The following is a 19,751-nucleotide window of genomic DNA, read 5'->3' on the forward strand; positions in this document are numbered from 1 at the left end:
GCAGGCTGGGAGGCGCTCGACAAGTCGGGCGCCTTCGTCCATGACTGGATCATGGTTTCGATCATCGTCGACGACATTCGCGCCTGTTTGCGCTTCTATTCGCGCCTGCCGGTTCCGGCGGGCGACGACGGCTATGTCATGCCCGATTTCGCGCGTGCGAGCTGGGCCACGCCGCTCGCGGGCGCCATCATAGGCGCCGTCGGCGCCGGAGCCCTTCTGGTCTGCAGCATTCTGCATCTGCCGCCGCTGGTTTCCGCCACATGCGCGATTGGCGCGCTGGCGCTCGCGACGGGAGCGTTGCACGAGGATGGGCTCGCGGATGTGGTCGATGGGTTCGGCGGGGGAAAGACGCGAGAGCAGAAATTGACGATCATGCGCGACAGCCGGCTCGGCGCCTATGGCGCGCTGGCGTTGTGCCTGTCGAGTCTGTTGCGCGTCTTTGCGCTTGCCTCGGCCTTGCAGCGCGGCGTCTGGCTCGGCATGTTCGCGATCGTCGCCGCGGGGGCGTTGTCGCGCGCCGTCGGGCTCATTCCGCTAGTGACGCTTTTGCCGGCGCGGAACGACGGGGCGGGCGCCTCCGCGCCGACGCCGTCGCCCTCCGCGCTACGCAACGCGCTTTATATCGGCGCCGCGGTGGCGCTCGCGCCGCTCTTTGGCGGCGCGAGCCTGGGGCAGACGGTCGTTGCGGAGATGGCCGCCGTCGGCGCGGGGCTCGGCGTCTCCAAGCTCGCGGAAAAGCAGATCGGGGGATATACGGGCGACGTGCTTGGCGCGGCGCAACAGGCGGCCGAGATCGGCGTCCTCGTGGCGCTTTCGGCGTCCTGACGTCAAGCCGCGTTTGCGTCGCGCATGCGCGCAATTGCGCTCGTCACTTCCTCGACGGCGCTCGCCAACACGCCGACGCCGGCGCCTGGGCGAACCGCTTCGAGCGCGAGCCGGCGCCGGAAGCTGCGCGCTCCCGGGAGGCCGGCAAAAAGGCCGAGCATGTGGCGCGTGACGTTCGACAGCTTTTCGCCCCTGCCGAGCTCGCGCTCGATATAAGGATAATACGCTTCGACGGCCGCGAAGGCGTCAGCGACAGGGGCGGGAGCGCCGAAAAATTCGGGATCAACCGATAGCAGCAGTCCCGGATCGTGGTAAGCGGCGCGGCCGATCATCACGCCATCCATGTGATTGAGCTGGGCGCGCATTTCTTCAATCGTCGCCAGGCCGCCATTGATCGCCATGGGCGTGTCCGGAAAAGCGCGCTTGAGCTTGTGAACGAGAGGATAATCGAGCGGCGGGATGTCGCGGTTTTCCTTCGGCGAAAGCCCTCTTAGCCAGGCCTTGCGAGCGTGGATGAAGAGCGCGTCGGCGCCGGCGTCGACACATCGCCCGGCGATCTCGAACAGCGCCGGCTCGGGTTCCTGATCGTCGACGCCGATGCGGCATTTCACCGTGACCGGCAGCGTCACGGCGTCCTTCATCGCCTTGACGCAATCGGCGACGAGGGCGGGGCGCAACATCAGGCAGGCTCCGAAAGCGCCGTTTTGCACGCGGTCGGAGGGGCAGCCGACATTGAGGTTCACCTCGCGATAGCCGAACGCCTCGACGACCTTCGCCGCCTTGGCGAGCTGGTCTGGCTCCGAGCCGCCGAGCTGGAAGGCGACCGGCTGCTCGAAAGGGTCGAAGCCCATCAAACGCTGGCGGTCGCCATGGATCACGGCGCCGGTGGTGAGCATTTCGGTATACAGACGCGCGCGCCGCGACAGCGTGCGATGGAAGTGACGGCAATGCCGATCCGTCCAATCCATCATCGGCGCGACGGAAAAGCGAATGTCCTCTTTTGCCAGCATGTTTTCGTCTCGACCCTCACATGGCAGCGTCATTCGGCCACGAAGCCCGGTTATCTTGCTTGAGCAACAAATTCGTCGGAGAGAAGGTTCAGCCTAAAGCACAGCTCGTCTCTCCGCTCCAGAGAGAGTAGAGCCGGTCGGCGCCAATTCTCGCACAAAGCCAGGCTTGCGCTGCAATGCAAGCGCATATAAACGGGCGCGAGAATCCGGGGTTCCGCAGATCGCCTCAGCCTAACCGAAAGTCTCGATGCGCGAAAAAGATTTCGACAGGATCAGTTCTTATCTCCGCGTCCAATTGTCGGAGGAAGAAAATTTCCGGCATAGTTACGAGTTGGACGCCTATAGCCGAGTCGTCTATCGGCGCTTGCGGGAGCTCTACTGGACGATCTCTCGGCTTTTGCGGACCACGAAAAGCCGCTTCGCGCCCTCCCGGGGCGAGAGCGCTTTTTCTCCCGGCGCGCTCGGCGTGATTCCGGCGCAATCGATTTCGGCGCAACAGCCGCGGATCTATATCGACGCCACGGATCTTCTGACTGTTGGGAAGGCGACCGGCATTCAGCGGGTCCTTCGCGGCATCGTGTTGAACGCGGCCGAAATGGGTCTCGCGGAGCCGGTCGCCATTTCTCAGGGCCGCTTTGTCGCAGCGGCGCGACCTGCCGATCAGTCCCCCGAGATCAATGTCTCGGATGGCGATATCGTCTTGCTGCTCGACGCAGGGTGGAACAGACTCGATAGCTACCCGGCGGCGCTCGACTGGTTCAAGGGGCGGGGCGGGCGCGTCGTCGCTTGCATTTACGACCTTTTCCCGCTGGATTATCCAACGCTCTATACACCTCTCCTCGTGGCGAATTTTCAGGCCTGGATCACGCTCGTCATCGCTTCCTCCGACGCCGCGGTTGCGATTTCCCGCAGCACTGCCGAGAACTTCGCGGCCGCCGCAAAGCTGATGCATGTCAAGCCTCGATCTGATTTCCGTCTCGGCTGGTGGCGGCTCGGCGCGGATTTTCGCGAAGCTGGGGGGGAGCCCGCCGCCGCCCCGCGTCGCGTTGCGGGCAGGGGGCCGTTCTTTCTTGGCGTCGGCACGGTCGAGATGCGAAAGGGCTATCCGGTCGCGCTCGCCGCCTTCGAGCGGCTTTGGGCCGAGGGCGTCGAAACGAATTACGTTATTGTCGGCCGCCCGGGCTGGAATGCGACGGCGTTTGAGGAGCATTTGCGTCATCACCCGGAGAACGGGCGGCGCCTGTTCTGGCTCGACGACGCAGGGGACGCCGATCTGCAGTTTCTCTACCGCGAAACGCGCGCCGTCATCCTGCCGACCTTCGCGGAAGGATTCGGCCTGCCCCTCGCCGAGGCGGCGCAATTCGGCGCGCCTGTTATCGCGAGCGACATCGACGTGTTTCACGAAATCGGCGGCCCTGATATTCGCTATTTCGACCTGCTCGATCCGGGGAGTCTCGCGGCCTGCATTCGCGAGGCCCTGAATGGCGAGCGCGTCCCGCCGAAGATCGGCCATCTCACCTGGCGCGAATCGACCGAGGAATTGATGACCTTGTTGCGCGACGGCGCCTATCAGAGAACACTGAATTGAGGGCGGCGCTTGGATCGCGCTCCCTGGCGTTTGGGCGTTCCGCCTAAACGCGGCGCGATTCAGCCGTTCAAACGATCAATGAAGCTTTGGGCCAGGGTCGGCTTGCCATAGACCAGCGCCGCCACGACCGCCTGCGCCGCCATGGCGTCCTTGTCGTCGGTCGATTTGAAGAAGATGGCGTCGGCCCAAAGGAGTCTGTCGCGCCCCCGGAGATTGAGGCTGTTTTCGTAATAATAACGATGCGCGATCAGGAGATCGACAAGGTAGAAATTTTTATCCGCCAACAGCTTGCTGACGTCGTGGAAGAGGGGTTGCCCTTTGTAGATCTGATCGAACTCCACCTCGCAGTGAATAACGGCGGTTCGGTCGAGAACTTTGCTTGCGTTTTCGAGGGCCAACAACTCGGCGCCCTGAATATCGAGCTTCAGAAAGTCCACCGGCTCCGCGGGCAAGACATCATCGAGGCGGGAGGTCGCCAACCGCTCGGTCGACGCCAATTTAAGCGTGTTGAGATGCTCGAATTCGGCGCACAAAGCCTCATTCAAAGGAAAGAGGGAGGAGGTGGCGTCGTCGTTGTTGACATAGAGCGTATGCGTCGCGCCGTCGCCGATGGCGACCGGATAGATAATTGTTTGCGCGCCATCGGAGGCCGAACGTTCGTCCGCGCGCTCCTGCAAGGGTTCGAAGCCGATGATGCGATGCTTGATGTCGGGCCGGCACAGCGGCGTATAAACATGTTCCTCGGACGCCAAATTCTGGGCGCCGACATCCACGACCGTAAATTCGTGATTTCGGGCAAGTCGTTCAACCTGCGCCCAGGGGTCAAGGGATGCAACGGGCGACCCCGCCGGCTGCGGCAGAGAAAAGAATTTTGAAAAAAGCTTTTCCAGGCCCATCGCAAGCGCCCCATCGGTTGCAATTCGTTCAAGCCGTATTGCACCGTTTGGCTGGGCCACTCAAGCTTGGCCGTTAGCTAAAGTAGCCTCCAGCTTAGCAAATTTACATCGGGGCTTCGTCTTTCAGGATCTCCGGAACAGCCGCCGCAAGGGGTTCGCCGATTTCTCACGCAGCTCGGCGTTTTCTTTTTGAAGCCTCTCCAATTCCGCCATCAACTGGAACCTGCTGGCGTGTGTCCAATTGTCGATGACATTGGCGGGCGCCTTCAGCTTTCCGAGCAGACCGGGTTCTTCGGCGCGCACGTACCAGCGATTGAGTCCGTCGAAGAGAACAAAGACATAATCAAAGCCGAGTAGGATCGATTCCCAATCTTCATGCGTAGGCTCGCCGGTCGCGTCGACTGCTTCCACGACGACGATTCTCGGGCGCTGCCGCTCCCAGTCTCCGGAGACGATCACGGCCCTCTCGAATCCTTCGACGTCAATTTTTAAAAAGTCGATCGCCAGCCCGTCGGGGACATATTTGTCGATCAATTCCGCGAGCGGCATGGAAGGCACGCTATAGGATTTGCCCGGCGCGCGTTCCGCGGCGATTTCCTGCACGAGCGTGCCATGGCCGCGGGTGCCGGTAGGGAAGAAGTGCCGGTCCTGCGAATCTTCGGCGATCGCGGCGCGAACATTGATGTCGTGCGGGCGCGCGGCGACGAATTTTTCGTAGAGCGTCAAATCGGGCTCCACATTGACGCCGGTCCAGCCCAGGAGCGAGAAATGCTGCGTCACGCTGTCGAGTTCCGGGTCGCAGGCGCCTACGTCGACCCAAAACCCTTTTTCCTGTCCGTGGAAAGCCCGACGCAAAACGACGTCTTCGCCGTTCTGCGCGTAGGAGACCATGTGCGGTAGCGGCAATGCAGCGTCCTCCGTCCGGCTTTTTCAGACGATCTCGATCTCCGGGAAGGGGAAGATCATCTTGCCGCCCTGGGCCAGATATTCCTGCTCGCGCTGCAGGATGTTTTCCTTGAAGTGCCAGGGCAGGACCAGGAAGTAATCCGGGCTGCGGGCCTTGGCGTCGGCCTCGGAAATGATCGGAATATGCGTGCCCGGCGTCACGCAGCCGAATTTATCGGGATTGACCTCGGCGATCGCCTCTACGAGATCGGGGCCGATCCCACAGAACTGCAGAACCACATTGCCCTTGGTCGAGGCGCCGTAGCCGATGACGCGCTTGCCCGCGTCGCGCAGCGCGACGAGCAGGCGTCGCAAATCCTCGCGGTGGCGGTAGACCCGCGTCTCGAAGTCGCGATAGGGCGCCGGCGTGTCCAGTCCCATGCGCTCTTCCTGCGAGAGCAGCCAATCGATCACCGAGTCATTGGCCTTATGCGACGAGCCCCTATGCGCCGCCGTGACCGCGAAGCTGCCGCCATTGACGCCGTTCATCTGCACATCCACCACGCGCATGTTCGCTGCGTCGAGAATGCGCCGCACGACGCTGAGCGAGTAGTATTCGATATGCTCGTGGCAGATGGTGTCGTAGGAGGTCAGCCGCAGCATCGAGGGCATGTAGCTCTGTTCGAGATGCCAAAGCCCGTCGGGCGCGAGAGAGGCGGCGACTTCGCGTGCGAAGCCGATCGGATCCTCGAGATCGTAGAACATCGCGATCGAGGTGATGATCTTCGCTTTGGCGCGGCCCGCCGCGCTTACGAAATTGGCGTGTGAGAAGAAGTCCGGGACGAGCGCGATGTCGTCCGTGTAATATTGACGGAATTTGGCCCCTGTCGGATCGATGCCGATCCGTTTCAGCGCGCCCGTTTGATAGGCCTTGAGCGTCGTCGCGTCGTTGGAGCCGATGTCAACGACGAGGTCGCCGGGCTTAAGATCGGCGACGCGCTCCAGATGGCTGACTTTCTGCGTGAGGTGCCGGACCATCGATTGATTGAGGCCGGAGCGATAGCCGTAGTTCTCGCCGTACATTTCCGCCGCATCGTAGCTATGGGCGAGTTGTAAAAGTCCCGATTCAGGGCACCATACAAGTTCCAGCGGACCGACAGTGACAGGCGTATCTGCAGACGATGGAAATACGCCCGTCAGCGCTTGCTCTCCTAGCGACAGCACTGTCACGAGATTAGTAGAGCCGCTCACACGGCATCGGCTAATTCGCTTTGTCATAGGACGCGCCCCCGGTCAATTCTGGTCTGCTCCAAGAAGGTCTGCCGCTCTGCTACTATTTTTCTTCAGCCGTAGCAATTTCTGTTTCATGAGAATTGCCGTAACGAGAAAAGAGCGTTTCTGGCGGGTCGTGATCGGCGACGGCGCGCCCGGCCTCCCAGGCTTTCCGGTAAACCTCCGCGACCTTCGCGCCTTCCTGGTCTTTGAACACCGGCAGATGCCTGCAGCGCTCGATCAGGCGCGCGACCGATACGCCCGCGCGTATGGCGTCCTCGGAGTCGAACAGGGCCTCGCGCAGCCATTCCCCGGCGTTCCAGCAATGCTTGAAGCGATGCCGGTCGATTCTGTCGGGATCGACGCCGGCGAGCTCAGCCATGTCGTGGAGGTCGGGCATGCGCTCGAGGTGCCACAGCAGGGCCCAGCGCAGCCAGGAAACGTTCATGTTCACAACGATCGACGGGAAGCCGATCCAATAGGCGGGCCTGTCCGCCAGGGCGGAGAGCGTATAGACCGATGACGGCACGCATGTCGCAAGCGATGAAAAGGGCGCGCCGCGCGTATCGAGCTGATAGGCGCGCAGCGCGTGGTCGCGACGGAAGACGCAGGCATATATCGCCGTGAAAAGATTCTCGTTGAAGGCGGCGACGTCGGCGAGCTTCCGGGCGTAGCGGTCGGGACCGCCAAATCCGATCGGCTGGGCGTTCTCAACGAGCCGGCGCGCCTCGCGAAGCGATTCCGGCTCGTTGAAATGCGTGAAGCCGTAATTGAGATAGACCATCTCGATGTCGGGATGATTCTCGATGCTGTCGAGAATCGTCTTCAGCCCTTCCGCGACGACGAGGTCGTCGTCGCCGATGATCCAGACGAAGTCGCCTTTGCAGCGCCGGGCCGTTGCGCCCAGATTTCCCAGCATTCCCACATTCACCGGATTGCGGTGGTAGGCGAAATCGTAGCGCTGCAGAAGCTCTTCGGCGACGCGCGGCGTGTCGTCTGTCGAGGCGTTGTCGCAAACGAGCACTTCGATTTTGTCGCGCCAGGGCGCCGCTGCTTCGAGGAGCAGCTTGAGACTGTGCCTTAGCCAGGGCGCGCGATTGTAGGTCGTGATCGCGCAGGTCAGAAGCGGCCGCGGGGCTTTGCCCAAGACGGCCGGGCGGGGCCAGCCGGGCGGCGCCGCGGCGGCGGAAAGCGCGCTCACGATGCGGGCCGCATAGCCGCTCCAATCAACGGTCTCGGGAGAGCGATCCGACTTCCCCGGCGCGGGGCAGGGAATAACCTTCGCGCCGCTTTTGCCGGCCAGCGCAGAGGCTCGAACGATTTCCGCGGCTGCTTCCCAGCCTGTCGGAAGAATGACGTCGACGTCGTCGAGCGTCTCGACGATTGACGCGTCGGCGCCCTCGGCAATTGCAGCGATCCTTGCGCCGACCGCCTTGGCGTCTGCGAGAAGGCCGGCCTCATGCGTCATGGCGCCGGCGCCAAGCAAAACCCAATCCGCCGCGCTCTTCGGCGGATGGCGGTCCGACGCGATCCCGAGGTTTTGCAGGGCCTCGCGCAAAGCCGCCTCTTCTTGCGCGTCCTTCAAACCGGCGAACGCAATTCGAACGGGCTTCTGAAGCAGGCGCGGCGCGTTCAACTTCGAACGGCGCATGCTCACCTCGCGAAGGAGCGCCGTAATATCGGAGGCGATGCGCCAGCGGTCGCGCAAGAGGGCGATCTTCTCGTCGAAACGAAAGGCGTCCTGGAGAGCGGCGTCGCGCCGCTCGGTGGTCTCGAAAAGGACGAGATCGGCGCCTTGTAGCGGGAGCCGGCCATATTTCTGGTCCAGCGCGTAATCGCCAACGACGATCGCCGTCTTCAGACCGAGGCCTTTGGCCATGTCGATGATGACCATGGCTTCCGCGCCGTCGCGGCACGACGGCAGAGATAGTACGGCCCAGGCATTCGAAAAATCCTGCGCGGCCAACGCTTCTTCGATGGGGAGAAGGGCGGCGAGGGGCTCATTCCATTTCAGGCGTCGCGCAGCGACGCCGGCTTCCGCGCAGCCCATCGCGAGATTCGCAGCCGGGGAGCGCGAGCCTTCGAGCAGGACGAGCGAAGCAACGGGAGGGATGGCGTCAAGCAGTTCGCCGAGGCCGGGCGCGTCAGCGCCCTTGCCGGCGACGATGACAGGCGGCGCGAAAGCGATGTCGAGGCCCAATGCGCGCCAACCGCCGCGAAGACGATCAGCCTCGACGGGCCCATTTGCAATCACCGCCTCGAGCGCGAAGGACTCTGGGCGAAGGGCCCGCGTCGTTTCGATCGCAGCCACGGTGCGAAGTCCGTAGAACCGCGCATAATCCAGCATGACGGCGAGCGGGCGGCCGTCCTCGCTGAAAAAATCGGGATCTAGGAAGGCGATCCATCGTCCCTCCAAATGGCCGGCGTCGCTGATATGAAGTGGCGTTTCGGAAATGGCGACGAATGCTTCGAGGCTTTCAGACCAATCGACCGGGACGACTTCCAAGCCGTCGAGACGAAGGATCGAAGCCCGGGAGGCCTCATTTTCGGACTGCGGGCCGCGCCATACGAACACGCGTTGCGACAATTGCGGGCCTCCACGAGTTTCGGGGCGCAATTCCCTCGTAACTCAGGATAATCAAAGCGGGAGGGGAAGATAGGCCGAACTCATAACATAAGGGCGACGGCAGATCAAAACGGGGCAAGCCAGAAAAAAGCCGGATTGGAGCCCAACTTGTGGAGAAGCGTCGGGGTGGGTAGGATGTGCGCCGCTCGTCATTCCCATCCCGGCTTCTCATGACAGACGCACATTCCGCAAGTGAGGAAATCGACCGTCTCCGAGAGACAGTTCGCGTGCTGGAAGCGGAGAATTTCCGCTTGCGCGCGCGGGCCGCTTCGGCTCTCTCGCGCGAGGCCACTGCGGAGGCGTTGCTCATGGACCGCGAGGAAAAGCTCCTGTTTTTGCAGCGCAGGTCGTTTCACTGGTATCTCATGTCGATCCGACGCTTTTTCTTGCGGCTCGCCGGGCGCAAGGGCTAAAGGCCGGTTCTCGATCTGCGCGCCTCCGACGCCCTAAAATGGATGATACTGGTACAGCCAGTTCTCCGTCAGAACCTTGTCGCCGGTTCGGAGAAAGAGGCGCATTTCGACAGGGTCGCTTCCTTCCACGGTGAGGTCGAACTGCGCGCGCCAATGGCCGGCGACCCCGTCGAAAACCGCTTCCGTATAGACATAGGAGAAGCTTCCGCGGGAGGCCCAGAGCACGGGCTCCGGCTTCACGTCATAGGGCAGCCTCGCCAGCGGTTCTCCGAGGAATTCCACCATGAATTTCCGCACGCCTTTGGGGCGGGGCTTGCCGGGCTGGCCGCCATTGCCCAGGCGCGTCGCCACGCAACGCGCGAGAGGCGTCGGGTAAGGTTCGTCCGCGAGCCAGTGCAGGCGATATGAAAATTCGAATTCGGAGCCGGGAACCGCCTTCTTCTCGGGAACCCACGCGCAGACAATGTTGTCGTGAATTTCGTCATCCGTCGGAATTTCGATGAGATGGACGGCGCCTTTGCCCCAATCGCCCTTCGGCTCGACCCATACGCTCGGACGCCGATCATAAAAGACATTGTCGAGATAATGGTCGTAATTGCGATCGCGCTGCATCAGGCCGAAACCCTTCGGGTTCATGTCCGCGAAGGCGGAGGCCATCACGCGGTCGGGATTGTTGAGCGGACGCCACAGGCGCTCGCCGGTTCCCGTCCACATGGAAAGGCCATCCGAGTCATGCACCTCCGGCCGCCAGTCGACGCCGGTCGGCTTCTTGGTTTCGGAGAACCAATACATTGAGGTGAGAGGCGCGACGCCGAAACGGGTGAAACCGCCGCGCAGATAGAGACCGCAGTCGATGTCCATGACGACGCCCTTGCCTCGGGTCATCAGGAATTTGTAGGCGCCGGCGATCGAAGGGCCCTCGAGCAGCGCGTGCAGCATGACGCCGTCGCCGGTCTCCGGCCCGACATAGATCTGGGTGAAGTCGGGAAATTCCTCATTGGCGCCCATCTGCCAGGTGTCGAGCGCGACGCCCCGCGCGGACATGCCGTATTGGCGCAGTTCGCCGATGGCGCGGAAATAGGAGGCTCCGAGAAAGGCTACCCAGTCGTTCTTCCGCCAGTCGAGCGGGCCGTCCTTCGCCTCTTGTATGCGTAAGCCCGCAAAGCCGGCGCCGGCCGGCAATTTCCGCGCGATGGAGTCGTCGGGCATCTCGAAGTAGTCCGTTTGGTAAATAATCTCGCGGGCCGCGCCGTTCTCGACCACGAAGATGCGCACGGCCTTCCTGAAAAACATGCCGAGGTGGAAGAATTCGACAGGGAAACGCTCCTTCGTATCGGCGAAGAGGGCGTGGCCGGTGTCATAGGCGATGTGGCCCCACTTCTCGTAGTCGATCTGCGAGGTGATCTCCGGCGAGGGGAGATTGGGCTGGCGATAGGGCGCCTTAGCCAGCCTCTTGGCTTCCTGCTTCAGCGCGTCGAAGGAAAAAGGGCTGGCGTCGCCGAGCTTGACGTTGGCGATATGCGACGGCTGGGCTTCGGCGGACCCAATTCCAGCGGCGCCGAGCGCAGTTGTCGCAATTTTCAGGAAGGAGCGCCGGTCCTGCTTCTGAATCATCTTGAAATGTCCCCTTGGCGAAATCCTTGCCTAAACTTGCCGGAAGGCAAGCTTGGCAGGAGGGGACGCTTGAGATGAAGCTAGAATAACTATCGGCCGCGGATGGGCTCGTTGCGGATTGCCGTCTTCATGAAGAAATAGAGGCCGATAAGCCCCAGGAGCGCGAAGACGGCCTCGATCGCGTGGCTGATCATGGGGTCGAGCTGGAACAGGCCGCCAAGCGCCCAGCCGGCCGCCCAGGAGGCCCCGACAAGCTCCGTTCCCACGAGAATCGCGACGGCGACCAGCGTGGAAAGGTTCAGGAGGTTGATCGGCTTCTGGCTCATGACGCGCGCTCGAGCTTGCTTGGAAGAAATGCGGGCGGGCCGCGTTTTGCTAGGGGTCTGCTATCGCAACGGGCGCCGTAAGGCAAGGGCGGGGCCGAGGCGACTGTTCGGGTTCAATGGACCGGCAGGGAAGGGCGGTCCCGCGAAGGGGTAACGCTCGACCAGGCCGGAAAGGACTTCCGCCCGGCGGCCTTTAACCGCCGATCTTCCCCGTAAAGGCATTGGGCGCAAACCGTCCAGGATTGTCTTTCTCCTGGCCCAAGGGGGGATTTGTCCTGCCTTCCCCCGCTTGGGAGAAGGCGTTACGCGAAGCGCGATAGGCCGTCCTCCGCCGGTGTGGGGCCACCCCCGCAAGCGGGCGGCTCATCACTGCGTCAGTCGGGCCGATTGCACCGCCTGGCGGAACATGTCCTGCATCGCATTGGCGATGTCCTGGGGCGTGTCCGCCTTGTGATAGAAGCCCGGAGAGGCGCAGCTCTGCATCGCGGCGTCGACGCCGGGCACTGCGTTATTGACCTTGAGCGCTTCCCATTGCGCGTAACTCGTCGGATGCGGGAAGGTCGGATACGGGATCTGAAGAACGGAGATCGTCACGCCTCGCGCCTTGAGCGCCGCGCATTTGGTCGGGTCCATGGCCCGGATCGAGACGGTCTCGCCATGCGTGTTCGGGTAGGTCGTCACGCCCGGCCAGTTGGTCGGCGTATAAGGAAAAGTGGGAGACGCTACTTGTGACGACGAATACCACTGGCTGTCTTCCATTCCATCCGAGACGAAAAAGACGAAGGGCTGGCCCTTGCTCGCGCCGGAGCCGTCGCCGACGGTCACGATCTTCGCGCTGATCTCGTCGAAGACCGTATGTATATGCGATCCGCCCGCGCCGAGCGGCGCCGTATCGGCCGGTATATTCGGATTGGCCTTGTAATTGGGGTTGAGGCTGCGTGCAAAGACCTTGTCGTCGCCGCCGTCGAGCAGCTTGCCGAAATCCGTCATTTGCGTCGCCTGATTGTAGTTGATCGCGCTCGCCACCGAATATTGGTCGCCGATAAGATCGTCGGTCAGATCGACGAAGGCGTTTACGTGCGTCACCAAGGGATAGACGCCCATGCGGAACTGCTTGGGCAGCGTCGCCGTATCGTTCGCGGTCTTCATGAGTTGCGCGATCGCCGCGCCGACGGCGTCGACTCGCAACTGGATGTTATGCGTGCGCGCATAGGTGTAGCTCTTCGAGCCGGAGAAATGGCAGGCGAACATGCAGCCGTCGCCATTATCCTGTTTGCCATCCGGGCTCGCCGCGGCGAGCTGGTTCTGGCCGGCGATCGTCGAAGGCAGGCCCATCGAGGCGGAGACGTCGACCAGCATGTAGAAGTCGAGAAACTTCGCCATGGTGAGCTGGGCGCCGGCGCTTCCGTTGTAGTTCATGAATTTGACGCCGGCGATCTTGCCGAAGTTGGACGGCATGGCTGCATTGTAGGCGACCTGCGCGGTGACGTTCTGGCCGACGATGCTGACGTTGAACGCCGGCTTGCCGAGCAGATCAGAGGCGCGCTTGCCGGCCTGGGCGTAGAAGGATTTTTCCGCCTGGGCCAGCGCGTCGGAGATGGCCTGCGGCTGAGGATTTGGATTGGTGGCGGAGAGGGTGGCGATTGTGTTCTGCGCCGTCTTGATCGCGGTGAGGGCCGCTGCGTCGGCGGAAGCGTCCATGCGCGCCTTGGCGCTTTGCAGGATGGCGTAATCCGCCGCAAGACCGGAGGCCAGAACCAGCGGAATGATGGCCAGGCCCATCACGATGGCGACGCCGCCTCTCTCATCTTTTGCGAAATGCGCGGTTTTGGAAAGCTGACGCATGAGATGCCCTTCAGGCGCAGGTGGTGACGAAGGAGTCGCCGCCGGCGACCGAATAGGGCAGGTTGTTCACGTAACGCGGCTGCAGATAGCTCGAGCGCTTGATCGTGAGCGGACCGAAGATATTCGCGGCGAAGAGCGGCTGATAGGCGAAGGTGAGGTCGACGACGATGATCGAGTTCGGCCCGTAAAGGTCGGACGGCAGCGTCGTCTTGCTCGGCGTCGCATTGTCCGGGACCGGCGTCATCGCCGTGTTGCAGGGACGGCGATCCGAGCCGCCGCTCCACGAAACCTTCGCCTGATAGGTGCAGGCGGAGACGCAGCCGGGGGCGGTCGGCGCGAAGCCGACCGTGCTCATGCCGACCTTGATCATGTTGTCCCATTGCTGATTGAGCCGCGAGCCGTCCTGCAGGGCGCGCGGGAACAGGACCATCAGCGAGTCCTGCGCATATTTCATGTCGGCCGGCTCCACCTTCTGCGACTGCGACAGCATCTGCGCGATGGCGTTCGCCGACACTTCGAGCTGGCGCGTCGCCCAGGCGTAGCGGTCGAGTTCGACGAAGCCGAGCAGCATCAGGCCGAGCACGGGAAGCGCGAGGGCGAATTCGACGGCCGCGAAGCCGCGGGTGTCGCGAAGAAGGTTCTTCCTCATCTGCGTCGTTCCTATGGTCGTCCGTTTGCTCAGCAGCCCGCATAGGAACTGGGAAAGGGCTCGTTCTTGAACGTCGCCGTTGAGGTGACGAGGCGCGTCTTGCGGCCCTTATAGGTCGTGTAGTTCGGGAACAGCGCCGCCGTCGTCAGGATCGGCGTCGGATAGACGGCGCGGATCACGACATATTTCTTCGCGCCGCCGATGCAGTACGCGTTCTGCGCATTGTCCAGCGCGGGGGGCTTGAGGCCGCTTTTGTCGGCGTTGACATAATTGGCGTAGGGCGTCGTCGCAGGAGCCGCGCCGCCGGCGGGCGCGTCGAAATCCTGCACGTCGACATACAGGTCGTTGCAGCTCATGATCGCGGGGAGCTTTGGGCACAGGATCGTCGCGCGGAACTGCGCGGCGGTGAGCGGCATTCCGCCGACCTGCTGGTTCTGCACATAGCCGGTCATGATTTCCCTGGCGGTCTGCTGAATGACCGCGTCGAGACGCGACTGTGCGAAATTGCCGTAGCTGTATTCCAGGATGGCGACGATCAGCAGCAGAAAGGGAAGGGCGATGAGGCCGAATTCGACAGCCGCGAAGCCACGATGATCCTGAACGAACTCGGCGCAATTCGTCGCTTTCGCGGGGCGGCTACGAAAGGCGAGTTTGTTAACGCTTTCACTCATTTTGGCTCTCGTTCGATGGCGCGGAGCGCGGCGACCGCAGCGCTCCCTATCATTTCCGCGGTTTCCGCTCCGTTCAGAAGCCGCCTCCGATGCGCGAGAGTGTTAGCGTCTGCTTAATGAATCCTTTTTTCGATCGCCGAAACATTCAGACAATTGCAGCCAGTTATGAAACATCCAAGCTTAACGTTAAGCGCCTGTTTGGAGGACCCGCGATTTTCGCGGCGACCTCTTTTGCTCCGTCGCCGTGACGCCGCGAGCGCCGCCGCGAGCCAATCAGGCGAAAGCCTATGTTTTCTTCAAGGCCGAAAACCTTGCTGAAAGTCTGGCCGGGCGCGCCTTTGGCGCCTGAAACGCAAAAACGCCGACGCGTGCGCGACGGCGTTTCGGCGGGTGCGCGCCTGCCGGTCGGTCAGAACGGAATGTCGTCGTCGAGCTGGTCGGAAAGACGGCCGCCGCCGCCCGAGGCCGGGGCAGGGCGGCGCTCGACCGGCGCGCGCTCCATGGGGGAGGAGCGGCCGAAAGAGCCGCCGCCGCCCTGATAGCCGCCGCCTTCATAATCGCCCTCGCCGCGGCCGCCGCCCTTGCTGTCGAGCAGGGTCAATTCGCCGCGAAAGCGCGGCACGACGACTTCCGTGACCTTGCGCTGATTGCCGTCCTTGTCGGTATATTCGCGGGTCTGGAGCTGGCCTTCGACATAGATCTTGGCCCCCTTGCGGCAATATTGCTCCGCGATCTTGCCCAGCGCGTCATTGAAGATCTGGACATTGTGCCACTCGGTGCGATCCTTGCGCTCGCCGGTGTTCTTGTCGCGCCAGGACTCGGTCGTCGCGAGTGAGAAGGAGACGACGCGGTCGCCCGACGGAAAGGTCCGCACTTCCGGATCGCGGCCCAGATTGCCGACCAGAATGACCTTGTTGACGCTTCCCGCCATGTCTTTCTCCACGTGATTTGCGGGGCACTCTAACGCCATTCCGCCCCCCGGCGACTGCCCCGGAAGGGCTTGTCCACAGATGATGCGGGGCGCGGCCGGGCTTATGTTCATTTTTTGTTCTAGCACCCGACGCGCGGCGGCGCAAGTTGCCTCACGCCGGGTCGTGGCAGCAGACGCAAAGCTTGTTGCCGTCCGGGTCGCGGAAATAGGCGCCGTAATAATGCGGATGATAGTGCGGGCGTAGGCCCGGCGGACCCTCGCAGCTTCCGCCATTGGCGAGCGCGAGCGCGTGGCAGGCGTCGACCATTGCGCGGTCGGGGGCGATGAAGGCGACCATCTGGCCATTGCCCGGCGCGGGCGCGCCCTCGAACGGGCGGCCGATGAGGAACAAGGGCCGTTCCGCCCACGCCGGGCTCCAGCCCGCCCAGGGCCGCTCCTGCTCCACGAATTTAAGGGAACGCCCGAGCTGGGCCATCAGAGGGGCGTAAAAGGCGACGGCGGCGTTGAAATCCGAGACGCCGACAAAAATGTGCGAAAACATCAGGGCTTTCCGCTTTCATTCGCTCCCGACAGCTCCGCCCTCAGCTTCTCCCGATCGAGCTCGCCCTCCCACGCCGAGACCACGATCGTCGCCACGCCATTGCCGATGAAATTAGTCAATGCGCGGCACTCGCTCATGAATTTGTCGATGCCAAGCACGAAGGACATGCCGGGCGCGAGCGCCGGATCGACGGCGGTGAGCGTCGCCGCCAATGTGATGAACCCCGCTCCCGTGACGCCGCTCGCGCCCTTGGACGTCAGCATGGCGACGACGAGGATCGTCGCCTGATGGGTGAAATCAAGCTCGGCGCCCATGGCGCGGGCGATGAAGAGCGTCGTGAGCGTCATATAGATATTGGTTCCGTCCAGATTGAAGCTGTAGCCCGTCGGCACGACGAGGCCGACGACGGATCTCGGGCAGCCGAGCCGCTGGAGCTTCTCCATCAGGGCGGGCAGGGCGCTTTCCGAGGACGACGTGCCGAGCACGATGAGCAGCTCGTCCTTGAGATAGGCGAGAAAACGGAAGATGTTGAAACCTGCCGCCGCCGCAATGGCGCCGAGCGCGATGGCGACGAAAATGGCCGAGGTGAGATAGAAGGCGCCGATGAGGCCGCCGAGCGACAGTAGCGCCGCCGAGCCATATTTCCCGACCGTATAGGCCATGGCCCCGAAGGCGCCGATGGGCGCGGCCCTCATCACGATCCCGATGAGCGCGAACATGGCGTGGCCCGCTTCCTCTACCCATTGGCGCATGGGACGCCCGTTTTCGCCGAGTCCGAGAAGCGCGAAGCCGAACAGCAGTGAAAAGAGCAGCACCTGGAGAATGTCGCCCCTGGCGAAGGCGCCGACGGCGCTCTCCGGGATGATGTCCAGCAGGAACTCCACGCCGCTGCGATGCGCCGCCGCTTCCGTATATTTTGCGATCGCCGCCGCGTCGGCCTTGCCCGCGAAATCTCCGCCGGGTTTCAGGGCATTGCCGACGAGCAGGCCGATGGCCAGCGCCAGCGTCGAGACGATTTCGAAGTAGACGAGCGCCTTGACCCCGACGCGCCCGACCTTCTTCGCGTCTTCGATATGCGAGACGCCCGAGACCACCGTGCAGAAGATGATCGGCGCGATGGCCATTTTGATGAGCTTCACAAAGCCGTCGCCGAGCGCTTTCACCCAATCGGCGGCGGCGAGATGCGGCGCGAGATAGCCGAACAGGGCGCCGAGCGCGATGGCGAAAAGGACTTGGACGTAGAGCAAATGGTGGAACGGTTTCTTCATGCCGGCCCCTGGCGGGAGACAAGGCAGAGCTTACGCAGCCGGTGGCGGCGGCGTCCATCCCCCGCGGGGGAACGGGCGAACGCTCGGTAAGACGCTGCGACTGCGCAATGACCGGGTGGGCTTTTAAGCCCCCGCTTCGCCCGCAACCTTTCCGAAATCCGCCACGCCCATCATAACCCGGCGCAGCTCCGCGAGGAGGCGCAGGCGGTTGAGGCGCAGATCGGCGTTGTCGGCGTTGACCGTCACCTTGTCGAAGAAGGCGTCGACCGGCTCGCGCAGCCTGGAGAGGGCGCGCATGGCCCCGGCGAAGTCTTCCTTCTCCAGCTTCTCGGTGGTCTCCTCCCGCGCGCGGGCGATGGCGGCGGCGAGTTTGTGCTCTTCATGCTCGATGCGCAGATTGGCCGCGTGGCGGTGGGAATAGGCGTTCGGCCCGTCCTTCTTTTCTTCGGCCTTCAAAATGTTCACGGCGCGCTTGAAGCCGGCGAGCAGGTTCCTGCCGTCGTCGGTGGCCAGGAATTTATCGAGCGCCTCGACTTTCTTCGTGATCATGAGCAGGTCGTCCTGTAACGGCGCGCCCGCGACGGTCTCCTCCCCGGAGTCGGCGAAGGCCACGGCGCCAAGCGCCGCATCGATAAGATCGTAGCGGGCGCCCTTGTCGCGCAAGTAGACCTTCAGGCGGTCGATGAAAAATTCGAGGAGACCGAGCGCGCTCGTTCCGGCCATTTCCCCATCGAGTTTCTTGACGGATTTGGAATGGAAGGAGAACGCGTTGTAATGACGGTCGAATTCCGGAACCAATCGCAGCCGCAATTCATTCTCCAGCACGATACGGATCACCCCCAACGCCGCCCTCCGCAGCGCATAGGGGTCCTTGCTCCCCGTCGGCTTTTCGTCGATGGCCCAGAAGCCGACAAGCGTATCGAGCTTGTCGGCCAGCGCGACGGCGATGGAGACCGGGTCCTTCGGGGCGTAATCGCCCTGGCCCTGCGGCTTGTAATGTTCGTAGCAGGCGTTGGCGACCGATGCGTCCTCCCCCTGTGCGGCTGCGTAATAGCTGCCCATTAGCCCCTGCAATTCCGGAAACTCGCCGACCATCTCGGTCACGAGATCGGCCTTGCACAAGGTCGCCGCGCGCGCGGCCTTTTCCGGGTCGGCGCCGCCGATCGCCGCCAGCTCCTTCGCCAGCGCCGCGATGCGCTTCACGCGTTCGCCTTGCGTGCCGAGCTTTTCGTGGAAGACGATCTGGTCGAGCTTCGGCAAGCGGTTTTCGAGCTTCGTTTTCAGGTCCGTCTCGTAAAAGAATTTCGCGTCCGACAGGCGCGCGGCGATGACGCGCTCATTGCCCGCGACAACTGTGGCGCCGCCGTCCGTCGCCTCGATATTGGAGACGAGGATGAAGCGGTTGGCGAGCTTTCCGTCATGCCGGCGCAGCACGAAGCATTTCTGGTTCACGCGGATCGTCGCGCGAATGACTTCCGGCGGGATCGAGAGGAAGCTTTCGTCGAAGGCCCCCATCAGCGTCACGGGCCATTCGACGAGGCCGCCGACTTCTTCCAGTAGCCCGGCGTCTTCGACCAGCTCCAGTCCCTGCGCAAATGCAAGATCCTTGGCGTCGTGCAGGATGATGTCCCGGCGTCGCTCAGGGTCGATCACGACCTTGGCCTTTTCGAGCGACAGCGCGTAATCTCCGAAGCGCCTCACGCGCATCTCGAAGGGGGCCAGAAAGCGATGGCCGCGCGTGACGTCGCCGGCGACGACGCCGTCGACCTCGAAATTCACAATGTCCGGCGTTTCGGTCTCCGGCCCGAATGTCGCGACGATGGAGTGAAGCGGACGCACCCAGCGCAGCGAATCCGGGCGCTCCGAGGCGACGCCCCAGCGCATGGATTTTGGCCAGGGGAAGGACTTGACGACCCCCGGCAGAATGTCGGCCAGCACCGCGATGGTTTCCGCGCCCGGGCGCTCGACGACCGCGAGGTAAAACTCCGCGCCCTTCTTGTCCCTCTCGATCTTGGCCTGGTCGAGCGAGGCTAGGCCGGCGCTCTTGAGAAAGCCCACGATCGCCGCCTCGGGCGCGCCGACGCGCGGTCCCTTGCGCTCCTCGCGCATGTCGGGCTGTTTTGCGGGCAGGCCCACCACCTGAAGCGCCAGCCGGCGCGGCGTGGCGTAGGCGGAGGCGCCCTCATAAGTGAGGCCGCGCTCGACGAGGGCGTTGGTGACAAGCTTTCGCAGGTCCTCGGCCGCCTGCCGCTGCATGCGCGCGGGAATTTCTTCGGAGAAAAGTTCGAGGAGAAGATCGGGCATGAGACTCGGAGCTTGGCGCGGGGTTTGCCTCGCCGGGGGACGAGGGGCGAGCTAATTTGAAATCCTATAGCAATATTCGGACGGCGG

17 protein-coding genes are annotated in these 19,751 nt (G+C 63.0%); 3 read left to right on the forward strand and 14 right to left on the reverse strand.

Annotated features, from left to right (window positions below; all coding sequences use genetic code 11):
• The first annotated feature begins 51 nt into the window (after window positions 1-51).
• A complete protein-coding gene (cobS, locus tag ACNHKD_RS09445) occupies window positions 52-825 on the forward strand; it encodes an adenosylcobinamide-GDP ribazoletransferase (protein WP_442756790.1) in 774 nt (257 codons plus the stop codon).
• Window positions 826-827: 2 nt separating this feature from the next.
• Here the strand turns inward: cobS and dusA are convergent, their stop codons facing one another.
• Window positions 828-1,835 (reverse strand): tRNA dihydrouridine(20/20a) synthase DusA, encoded by a 1,008-nt coding sequence (gene dusA / locus ACNHKD_RS09450; protein WP_442756791.1) that lies wholly within the window; start codon window positions 1,833-1,835, stop codon window positions 828-830.
• A gap of 247 nt (window positions 1,836-2,082) precedes the next feature.
• Here dusA and ACNHKD_RS09455 point away from each other — a divergent pair, with 247 nt between their 5' ends.
• Window positions 2,083-3,423, forward strand: a complete 1,341-nt coding sequence (locus tag ACNHKD_RS09455; RefSeq protein WP_442756792.1) for a glycosyltransferase family 4 protein — start codon at window positions 2,083-2,085, stop codon at window positions 3,421-3,423.
• A gap of 59 nt (window positions 3,424-3,482) precedes the next feature.
• Here the strand turns inward: ACNHKD_RS09455 and ACNHKD_RS09460 are convergent, their stop codons facing one another.
• The 4 genes from ACNHKD_RS09460 to ACNHKD_RS09475 all read right to left on the reverse strand — a co-directional run bounded on the left by ACNHKD_RS09460 (window position 3,483) and on the right by ACNHKD_RS09475 (window position 9,063).
• On the reverse strand, window positions 3,483-4,319 hold the full coding sequence (locus ACNHKD_RS09460; RefSeq protein ID WP_442756793.1) for an FkbM family methyltransferase: 837 nt from the start codon (window positions 4,317-4,319) through the stop codon (window positions 3,483-3,485).
• Window positions 4,320-4,442: 123 nt separating this feature from the next.
• A complete protein-coding gene (locus tag ACNHKD_RS09465) occupies window positions 4,443-5,225 on the reverse strand; it encodes an FkbM family methyltransferase (RefSeq protein ID WP_442756794.1) in 783 nt (260 codons plus the stop codon).
• Window positions 5,226-5,249: 24 nt separating this feature from the next.
• Window positions 5,250-6,482, reverse strand: coding sequence for a class I SAM-dependent methyltransferase (locus tag ACNHKD_RS09470; protein WP_442756795.1), 1,233 nt, complete (start codon window positions 6,480-6,482; stop codon window positions 5,250-5,252).
• 55 nt (window positions 6,483-6,537) lie between these two features.
• A complete protein-coding gene (locus ACNHKD_RS09475; RefSeq protein ID WP_442756796.1) occupies window positions 6,538-9,063 on the reverse strand; it encodes a glycosyltransferase family 2 protein in 2,526 nt (841 codons plus the stop codon).
• A 266-nt stretch (window positions 9,064-9,329) separates the two neighbouring features.
• Here ACNHKD_RS09475 and ACNHKD_RS09480 point away from each other — a divergent pair, with 266 nt between their 5' ends.
• Window positions 9,330-9,515: a hypothetical protein gene (locus ACNHKD_RS09480; protein ID WP_442756797.1), complete on the forward strand. Its 186-nt coding sequence runs from the start codon at window positions 9,330-9,332 to the stop codon at window positions 9,513-9,515.
• 33 nt (window positions 9,516-9,548) lie between these two features.
• Here the strand turns inward: ACNHKD_RS09480 and ACNHKD_RS09485 are convergent, their stop codons facing one another.
• The 9 genes from ACNHKD_RS09485 to glyS form a co-directional block, all read right to left on the reverse strand.
• Window positions 9,549-11,129, reverse strand: coding sequence for a glucan biosynthesis protein (locus tag ACNHKD_RS09485; protein WP_442756798.1), 1,581 nt, complete (start codon window positions 11,127-11,129; stop codon window positions 9,549-9,551).
• Window positions 11,130-11,218: 89 nt separating this feature from the next.
• Entirely contained in the window at window positions 11,219-11,455 is a 237-nt protein-coding gene (locus ACNHKD_RS09490) for a hypothetical protein (RefSeq protein WP_442756799.1), read from the reverse strand.
• A gap of 366 nt (window positions 11,456-11,821) precedes the next feature.
• A complete protein-coding gene (locus tag ACNHKD_RS09495; protein WP_442756800.1) occupies window positions 11,822-13,300 on the reverse strand; it encodes a pilus assembly protein TadG-related protein in 1,479 nt (492 codons plus the stop codon).
• Window positions 13,301-13,310: 10 nt separating this feature from the next.
• The gene (locus ACNHKD_RS09500) at window positions 13,311-13,949 is read right to left on the reverse strand and encodes a TadE/TadG family type IV pilus assembly protein (protein ID WP_442756801.1); all 639 of its coding nucleotides are present in this window, start codon (window positions 13,947-13,949) and stop codon (window positions 13,311-13,313) included.
• A gap of 29 nt (window positions 13,950-13,978) precedes the next feature.
• Window positions 13,979-14,620: a TadE/TadG family type IV pilus assembly protein gene (locus ACNHKD_RS09505; protein WP_442753242.1), complete on the reverse strand. Its 642-nt coding sequence runs from the start codon at window positions 14,618-14,620 to the stop codon at window positions 13,979-13,981.
• 409 nt (window positions 14,621-15,029) lie between these two features.
• Window positions 15,030-15,551, reverse strand: a complete 522-nt coding sequence (gene ssb, locus ACNHKD_RS09510) for a single-stranded DNA-binding protein (protein ID WP_442753243.1) — start codon at window positions 15,549-15,551, stop codon at window positions 15,030-15,032.
• A gap of 151 nt (window positions 15,552-15,702) precedes the next feature.
• Window positions 15,703-16,092, reverse strand: coding sequence for a VOC family protein (locus ACNHKD_RS09515; protein WP_442753244.1), 390 nt, complete (start codon window positions 16,090-16,092; stop codon window positions 15,703-15,705).
• Window positions 16,092-17,360: a C4-dicarboxylate transporter DctA gene (gene dctA / locus ACNHKD_RS09520; RefSeq protein ID WP_442753245.1), complete on the reverse strand. Its 1,269-nt coding sequence runs from the start codon at window positions 17,358-17,360 to the stop codon at window positions 16,092-16,094. The genes ACNHKD_RS09515 and dctA overlap by 1 nt, the downstream gene beginning before the upstream one ends.
• Before the next feature lie 123 nt (window positions 17,361-17,483).
• Window positions 17,484-19,664 (reverse strand): glycine--tRNA ligase subunit beta, encoded by a 2,181-nt coding sequence (gene glyS / locus ACNHKD_RS09525; protein ID WP_442753246.1) that lies wholly within the window; start codon window positions 19,662-19,664, stop codon window positions 17,484-17,486.
• Window positions 19,665-19,751: the final 87 nt, after the last annotated feature.

Source organism: Methylocystis sp. JAN1, from assembly GCF_052186135.1.
In the GTDB taxonomy this organism is placed as follows: Bacteria; Pseudomonadota; Alphaproteobacteria; order Rhizobiales; family Beijerinckiaceae; genus Methylocystis.